This window comes from Corallococcus sp. CA054B (assembly GCF_003611625.1).
Taxonomy (GTDB): Bacteria; Myxococcota; Myxococcia; order Myxococcales; family Myxococcaceae; genus Corallococcus; species Corallococcus coralloides.
This window is the reverse complement of the sequence record NZ_RAVY01000001.1, coordinates 132415-139601: the sequence shown is the minus strand read 5'-3', so window position 1 is coordinate 139601 and position 7187 is coordinate 132415. Positions and strand designations below refer to the sequence as shown.

Sequence of the window (7187 nt, the reverse complement as noted above, 5' to 3'; positions counted from 1 at the left end):
CCAGCCCAGCCCCACACCCGCCTGCGCGGACGCCGGCAGCACCTGCTCGCGGCTCTGTCCATCCAGGAAGCCGAGCACGCCCCCGCCCAGTGTCACCGTGCGCTTGGGCCCGTCCGCCATGGGGCGCAGGAACGCCTCCAGTTCGCGCCGCTCGCCGGAGCGCAGCGCCACGGTGTCCTCCCACAACACCTGGCCGCCCTTGCGCAGCTCCAGCTTCCGCCGGCCCTCCGGCACCACCACGCCTCCGGGCAGCTCGCCCGCGTCGTGGCCGTCCACCTTGAGCGTGAAGCCCTCCAGCCTCGCGCTGTAGGAGAAGACCTCCGGCTGACCCGGCCGCTGCAAGGAGCCGGACAGGAGCACCGGATCCGCGCCCACTTCCAATATCTGCGCGCTGGGGCGCTGTCGGCCTTCCGTATAGGCCCAGGTGTTGCGGCGGGCCCAGTCGTGGGCCTCGGTGGCGCTCACCGCGCCGTCGCGATTGCGGTCGCCGCTTCCGTCGAGCGCCTGGATGAGGAAGTGCGTGTAGATGTCATTGGCCAGCGCGTCGTCCTCGCGCGCGGCCTCGCCCCAGTCGCTGGCGGACAGCACCAGCGAGGCGCGGCTCGCGGCCTCCAGCGGCTGCGGCAGGAAGGACGCCTTGGTGTGCGCGAGCTCGTCGCGGACCTCCGGCGGCAGCAGCGACTTGCCCGTGCCGCTGTGACAGGTGGCCAGCACCAGCACGCGCCGCCGCGAACCCAGCCGCTCCAGCGACTGCTCCAGCGTGGCCATGTCCAGCCCCGTGCCGGCCACGTCCCGGTAGCGGGTGTCGGACGTCACCAGGTAGCGCTGAAGTTCGCCCCTCACGTCGCGCGCCAGCGAACCGTGCCCGGACACGTACACGACCACCGTGTCCTGGGGCCTCCAGGGACGCGCCTCCAGCGCCTGGAGCGCGGCGAGCACCGACGTGCGCGTCGTCTGCTCGGGCCTCGTGAGCACCGTCACGGAGCGGAAGCCTCCGCGCGCCGGATCCGCCAGCACCCGGCCCAGGTCGTCCGCGTCCTTCGCCGCGTAGCGCAGCCCGTTCCATGCGGGGTCCGTGTACGCGGAGATGCCGATGAGCAGCGCGTGCCGTTCACCCTCCTGCGCCGAGGCCAGCACGCCATCCTCCAGGCGCACCCGCACCGCGCGGCCCTTCTCCCGCGGCTCCACGGAGCGGCACGCGCCGAGCACCACCAGCGCCAGCACCACGGGGATGAACAGCAGGCGGGACACGCGCGGCTCCTCAGGGAGCAGCATGCCCCGACTCCACCTTCAAGCGAAGGCGGGCCTGGGCCGCGTCCGGAGGCACCTGTCCGCTGACGCGCACCGACTCCAGCGCCGCGTTCCCCTGTTCACCGTGCGGCCAGGCGACCAATACCAGCGTCACGGGTCCGCGCTCGTCCTCCAGGGACACGCCCGCCAGGTCCTCGCCGTCGCGCAGGTCGTGCGTGCCCGGCGTCAATGCATAACGACCCAGCACCTGTGGCGGCACCCCGGGGGCTTCGCGCACCAGCAGTGCGTCCGCGGACTCACTGGCGTGGTAGCGCAGCAGCACCACGGCTTCGGGCGGAAGCACCGCGTCCGCGGCGACCGCGCGCACCTCGCCCGTCGGCAGTCGCGCCACCGCCGTGAGCTCCAACGCCAGGGGCGCGGTGCCCTTGATGCGCTGCGAGGGCGGCTCCACGCTGCCCGGCCCTCCGGTCCCCGGACGCACCACGAGCGCCAGGAGGACCGCGGCGGCCACGGCTCCCAGTCCTCCGGTCAGCCATGCCCGATGGGGCGCGCGCAGCTTCCGGCGCACCCGCGCCCAACCGACCGCGTCCTCCCGGACGGGACGGCTTGAGGCTTCGACGAGCGCTTCGTCCGCCAGCGCGTCCAGTCCCGGAAGCTCACCGGGCTCCGCGTCGTCGCGCGCGAGGAACGCCTCACACGTCTCACAGGGATGCGAGAGGTGCTCGGCGAAGTAGCGGACCGCTTCGGGCTCCCGTCGTTCGAGCTGCTTCGCGGACTCCACGTCCAGATGTCTGTCGCTCGCGCCCATGGTTCAGCCCACCTCCGCGGCCAAGAGCCGCGCCAGCAGCTCGCGCTTCACGCGGGCCCGGAAGCGCTCCAGCCGCATCGTCACCGCGCTCTTGCCCAGCCCCAGCCGGTCGGCGATCTCCCGCGCGCTCAGCTCTCCCTCCAGGTAGAAGAGGCGGGCGGTCTCCTTCTCCGGGCCCTCGGGCAGCCCTTCGATGAGCGCGCGCACCACGGCCACGCGGCGCTCCAGCGTCAACGACGGCGGCAGCGCGGGCGCGACGGTGTCCAGTTCGCGCGCCAGGTCCTCTTCCACGCGGGCTCGGGCCTTCGCGCCCCGGCTGAGCGCGTAGGCGTGATGCCGCGCGATGGTCAGCAGCCAGCCGCTGAACGCGCGCGGATGCTGGAGCCGGGGCAGCTCGCGGAAGGCGCGCACGAACGTCTCCTGCACCGCGTCCTCCACCTCCGCCGCGCCCAGGACGCCCGAGCCCTGGGCCACGCGGCGCACGGCCCCGTGGAAGCGCTGATAGAGCTGACCGCACGCGGACTGTTCCCCCTGCGCCGCACGGCGGATGCAGTCCGCCAGCTCCTGCTCCGTCACGGCACCCTCCCCGCCCGCTCCGCGCACGCGCGCGACGGCCGCGTGCCGGGGCAGGGCCTCCGAGGCGATGCCGGTCCAGGTGAGAGGATGCAAGCCATGTCCCCTGTTCAGTACTCCGTCCCCAGGGAAGGAGTCACGGAGGGCTTTTCCGGCCACGCCCGCCCGGCCGAGCCCCCGGAAAATCGCCCGGGAAAATCTGTCCCGTGGCCGTTTTTCGCGGCCGGACTCCTTTCCTTCAGCGGAAGGGATGACGGGCGGGCATCGCACGGCCGGTGCGAGTCCAAGGGCCCGGCATCCCCCACCGGAACCAGGAGACACACGTCATGCGTCGTTTCATCGGTCTGTTCGCGTCCCTCATGTGGCTGTCCGCGTGCGGCAACAGCACGTCCTCGGTGGGGTTGAGCACGCGGATGGGGAGCGCGGTCACGGGCTCGGGCCTGACGCGCACGTCCAGCCAGCGGCTGGCGCTCTCCAATGGCATCACCGTGGAGCGGGTGCGGCTGTCGGTGCGCGAGCTGGAGCTCAAGCGCGAGGGCCACCATGACGACAGCTCCGGCGACGACTCCGACGCCGGGACCGACGACAAGAGCGAGCACAAGCAGCGCACGGGGTCGTTCCTCATCGACCTGTCCGGCACGGCACTGGAAGGCCAGCTGGTGCGCCTGCAGGACATCTCCGTGGATGTCGGCACCTACGACGAGATCGAATTCGACATCGGCAAGGTCGACCCCGCGAACGCCACAGGCGGCTTGAAGGAGCTGGCGGACCAGGGCGCGTCGCTGATCATCGACGGCCACATCGACGGCGAGCCCTTCCAGTTCGTCTCCAGCCTCCGCGTGGAGCAGGAGCGCGAGGTGAGCTTCGAGATCGCCGAGGGTGACGACCAGAACGTGACCTTCAACATCGACCCGAGCGGCTGGTTCACCGACAAGGACGGCAAGCGGCTGGACCCGCGCGAGTCCAGCGCCCGGTCGCAGCTGGAGAACAACCTCCAGAAGTCCATTGACGCCTTCGACGACCACGACCGCGACGGCAGCGAGGACGACGACGATGGCAGCCACCATGACGGCAAGGACGACTGAGCGCCGTCCCGCCTACGTCATCTGAGCACCCGCGCCAGATAAGGCGCGGTGCGGCTCTCCTTCACCTTCGCCACCTGCTCCGGCGTGCCCTGCGCCACCACGCGGCCCCCGGCGTTGCCCGCGCCGGGCCCCACGTCGATGACGTGGTCGCTGGCGGCGATGACGCGCAGGTCGTGCTCCACGACGATGACCGTGTTGCCCGCGTCCACCAGTCCCTCCAGCTGCGTCATCAGCTTGTCCACGTCCGCCGGGTGCAGGCCCGTGGTGGGTTCATCCAGCACGTAGAGCGTGTCGCCGTGCTGGGTGCGCTGAAGCTCCGTGGCCAGCTTGATGCGCTGGGCCTCGCCTCCGGACAGCTCCGTCGCGGGCTGGCCCAGGCGCAGGTAGCCCAGGCCCACGTCCTTCAGCACCTTGAGCGCTCGCTGGAGCGGGGGCTCTTCATTGAAGAAGCCGAAGGCGCCGTCCACCGTCAGCCCCAGCACGTCCGCGATGTTCTTCTCGCGGTAGCGCACCTCCAGCGTCTTCGCGTTGTAGCGGGTGCCGTGGCACGTGGGGCACGGCGCGTACACGCTGGGCAGGAAGAGCAGCTCCACGCTCACGAAGCCTTCGCCCTCGCACGTGTCGCAGCGGCCTCCCGCCGTGTTGAAGGAGAAGCGCCCCGCGCCGTACTTGCGCGACTTCGACAGCGGCGTCGCCGCGAACAGCTTGCGCACGTGGTCGAAGAGGCCCGTGTACGTCGCCAGGTTGGAGCGCGGCGTGCGGCCGATGGGCTTCTGGTCCACCGTCACCAGCCGGCGGATGGCCTCCATCCCCTCCTTGATATGGCCCTCGCTCGCCAGCACCGGCTCGCGGTCCAGCGGCTCGCCCTCCTCTTCTTCCGGCGCCAGCGTCTGGCCCAGTCTTCCCGCGACCAGCTCCACCAGCGCCTGGCTCACGAGGCTGGACTTGCCGGAGCCGGACACGCCCGTCACCGTGGTGAAGACGCCCAGCGGGAAGTCCACGTCCAGCCCTCGCAGGTTGTTGCGCCTCACGCCTTCCAGGCGCAGCCGCCCGGTGGGCTTCCGGGGCTCGCGGCGGCGCAGGGCCTCCTCCTCGAAGAGGTAGCGCCGCGTGCGGGACGCCTCCACCTTCGCCAGCCCTTCCGGCACGCCGCTGTAGAGCACGCGCCCGCCGTGCTCACCGGCGGCGGGGCCCACGTCGACGATCCAATCCGCGTGGCGGATGACGTCCACCTCGTGCTCCACCACGAACAGCGAGTTGCCCGCCTCCTTCAGCCGGTCCAGCGCCGTGAGCAGCGCCTCCGTGTCCGCGGGGTGCAGGCCGGCGGACGGCTCGTCCATCACGTACACCACGCCGAAGAGGTTGGAGCGCACCTGCGTGGCCAGCCGCAGCCGCTGCAACTCCCCCGGTGACAGCGTGGGCGTGCTGCGCTCCAGCGACAGGTAGCCCAGGCCCAGGTCCGTCAGCACCTGGATTCGCGCGAGCAGGTCCTTGGTGATGCGCTGGGCGACGATGAGCTTCTCCGGGTGTTCGCGGGCCATGGCGTCCGCGTCCTTCCCCTTCCCTTCCGCCGTGGGTCGGATGAGGTCCGCGACCTGCTCCAGCGGCAGGCGGGACAGCTCGCCGATGTCGCGGCCCGCGAACGTCACGGACAGGGACTCGCGCTTCAGGCGCTTGCCCTCGCACAGCGAGCAGTCGCTGGCGACCATGTACCGGGCGACGCGCTTCTTCATCATCGCGCTCTGCGTCGTCGCGAAGGTGGTCATCACGTAGCGCTTCGCGCCGGTGAAGGTGCCCATGTAGCTGGGCGCCTCCTTGCGGGCCATGGCCCGCTTCACCTCCGCGGACGTGAAGCCCGCGTAGACGGGAACGGTGGGCTGCTCGTCCGTGAAGAGGATCCACTGGCGGTCCTTCTTCGGCAGGTCGCGCCAGGGCTTGTCGATGTCGTACCCGAGCGTCACCAGGATGTCGCGCAGGTTCTGGCCGTGCCACGCGGGCGGCCACGCGGCGACGGCGCGCTCACGGATGCTCAAGGAGTCATCCGGCACCATGGAGCGCTCGGTGACCTCGAACACGCGGCCGATGCCGTGGCACTTGGGGCACGCGCCCGCGGGCGTGTTCGGGGAGAACGCATCCGAGTCCAGCCGCTCCAGCTTCGGCGGGTAGTTGCCCGCGCGCGAGTACAGCATGCGCACGGAGTTCGACAGCGTCGTCACGCTGCCCACCGACGAGCGCGACGTCGGCGCGCCCCGGTGCTGCTGGAGCGCCACCGCTGGGGGCAGCCCGTCGATGGCGTCCACCTCCGGCACGCCCACCTGGTCAATCAGGCGCCGGGCATAGGGGGCCACGGATTCGAAGTAGCGCCGCTGCGCCTCCGCGTAGAGCGTCCCGAACGCCAGCGACGACTTGCCGGAGCCGGACACGCCGGTGAAGACCACCAGCGCGTCACGAGGGATGTCCACGTCCACGTGCTTCAGGTTGTGTTCGCGGGCGCCCCGGACGCGGACGAAGCCGGAGGGGTCGGAGGTCTTGGAGGGACGCGCTGCTTTCGGAGGTGCCATGCCAGGGCGGACGTTGCCCACCCGTCAGCGCGCGGTCATCCGAGAAGCGCACCGCCCCGTCGGAATCCAGATGCGTCCAGGTCCTCCACCGTCTGGAGGACGACACGACCCCTGGCGGCGCAGCCGCCGCCCCGGCCCTCCGGCCGCTCCAGTCCGAGCGCCGCCGGCAGCACGTACTGTCCGAACAGGACCAGGGGGAGCGCCGAGCCCGCATCATTATAGTGGCTGCCGGTGAAGGCCGCGGTGACGCCCAGCGAGGGAGCGACGAAGGCGTACTGCCCGCCGTTGCCCCGCGCGAAGGACACCTCCACCGCTGGAAGACCGCTGCACCTGCCTTCGCTCCGGCCCTGGAAGCGCGGCAGCCTATGTCGCGCGGAGGCGCCATCGCGACTACCGGCGGTTCTTCGCGCCCTGCTCGCGGATGCGCGCTTCCTGTTCCCGCAGCTCGGGCGTGAACTCGGCGCCGAAGTCGTCGTCCTCGAAGACCTGGCGCAGCTCCAGCTCCACGTTGCCGCCCGCGTCGATGGACGGCCAGCGCTGGAGCCACGCCAGGGCCTCCTCGCGCGACTTCACCTGGATGAGGGTGAAGCCGGCGATGAGCTCCTTCGTCTCCGTGAAGGGACCGTCGATGATGGCCGGCTTGCCGTTCGTGAACTTCACGCGGGCGCCCTTGCTGCTGGGATGCAGGCCTTCGCCCTGGATCATCACGCCCGCCTTCACCATCTCCTCGTTGTAGGCGCCCATGGCGGCCAGCAGCTTCTCGTCCGGGAGCACGCCGGCTTCGGTGTCCTTGTCCGCCCTGCGGATGATCATGAATCGCACGGTCGTGTCTCCTGCCGCGCGCCGTGGGGCCGCGGGGGGTGTGTTTCTGCTGCCTTCAGGGACGCAACGAATGGGCCTGGGGAAAAT

General features: G+C 71.1%; 7 protein-coding genes. 1 reads left to right on the top strand and 6 read right to left on the bottom strand.

Features of this window, described 5'->3' with window-relative positions:
* The 3 genes from D7V80_RS00555 to D7V80_RS00545 form a co-directional block, all read right to left on the bottom strand.
* Positions 1-1275, bottom strand: a 1275-nt coding sequence (locus tag D7V80_RS00555; protein WP_147446952.1) for a caspase family protein, incomplete at its 3' end; no start/stop codon positions are given.
* A complete protein-coding gene (locus tag D7V80_RS00550) occupies positions 1262-2059 on the bottom strand; it encodes a hypothetical protein (protein ID WP_120586306.1) in 798 nt (265 codons plus the stop codon). The genes D7V80_RS00555 and D7V80_RS00550, both read right to left, overlap by 14 nt.
* Before the next feature lie 3 nt (positions 2060-2062).
* Positions 2063-2728, bottom strand: a complete 666-nt coding sequence (locus D7V80_RS00545) for an RNA polymerase sigma factor (RefSeq protein ID WP_233585050.1) — start codon at positions 2726-2728, stop codon at positions 2063-2065.
* Positions 2729-2958: 230 nt separating this feature from the next.
* On the opposite strand from D7V80_RS00545, the gene D7V80_RS00540 reads away from it, so the two are divergent.
* Complete coding sequence (locus tag D7V80_RS00540; RefSeq protein ID WP_120586305.1) at positions 2959-3717, top strand: hypothetical protein; 759 nt, start codon at positions 2959-2961, stop codon at positions 3715-3717.
* Positions 3718-3734: 17 nt separating this feature from the next.
* Here D7V80_RS00540 and uvrA read toward each other — a convergent pair whose 3' ends face one another.
* The 3 genes from uvrA to D7V80_RS00525 all read right to left on the bottom strand — a co-directional run bounded on the left by uvrA (position 3735) and on the right by D7V80_RS00525 (position 7100).
* A complete protein-coding gene (gene uvrA, locus D7V80_RS00535; RefSeq protein WP_120586304.1) occupies positions 3735-6278 on the bottom strand; it encodes an excinuclease ABC subunit UvrA in 2544 nt (847 codons plus the stop codon).
* 35 nt (positions 6279-6313) lie between these two features.
* Positions 6314-6589 carry a hypothetical protein gene (locus D7V80_RS42460; protein WP_233585049.1) on the bottom strand — a complete coding sequence of 92 codons (276 nt, stop codon included), beginning with the start codon at positions 6587-6589 and terminating at the stop codon, positions 6314-6316.
* A 79-nt stretch (positions 6590-6668) separates the two neighbouring features.
* Complete coding sequence (locus D7V80_RS00525) at positions 6669-7100, bottom strand: YciI family protein (protein ID WP_120586303.1); 432 nt, start codon at positions 7098-7100, stop codon at positions 6669-6671.
* Positions 7101-7187: the final 87 nt, after the last annotated feature.

Bases quoted from the DNA above. Each gene is read 5' to 3' on its own strand.
- D7V80_RS00540 (WP_120586305.1), top strand. From the start codon at position 2,959: ATGCGTCGTTTCATCGGTCTGTTCGCGTCCCTCATGTGGCTGTCCGCG.
- D7V80_RS00550 (WP_120586306.1), bottom strand. From the start codon at position 2,059: ATGGGCGCGAGCGACAGACATCTGGACGTGGAGTCCGCGAAGCAGCTC.
- uvrA (WP_120586304.1), bottom strand. From the start codon at position 6,278: ATGGCACCTCCGAAAGCAGCGCGTCCCTCCAAGACCTCCGACCCCTCC.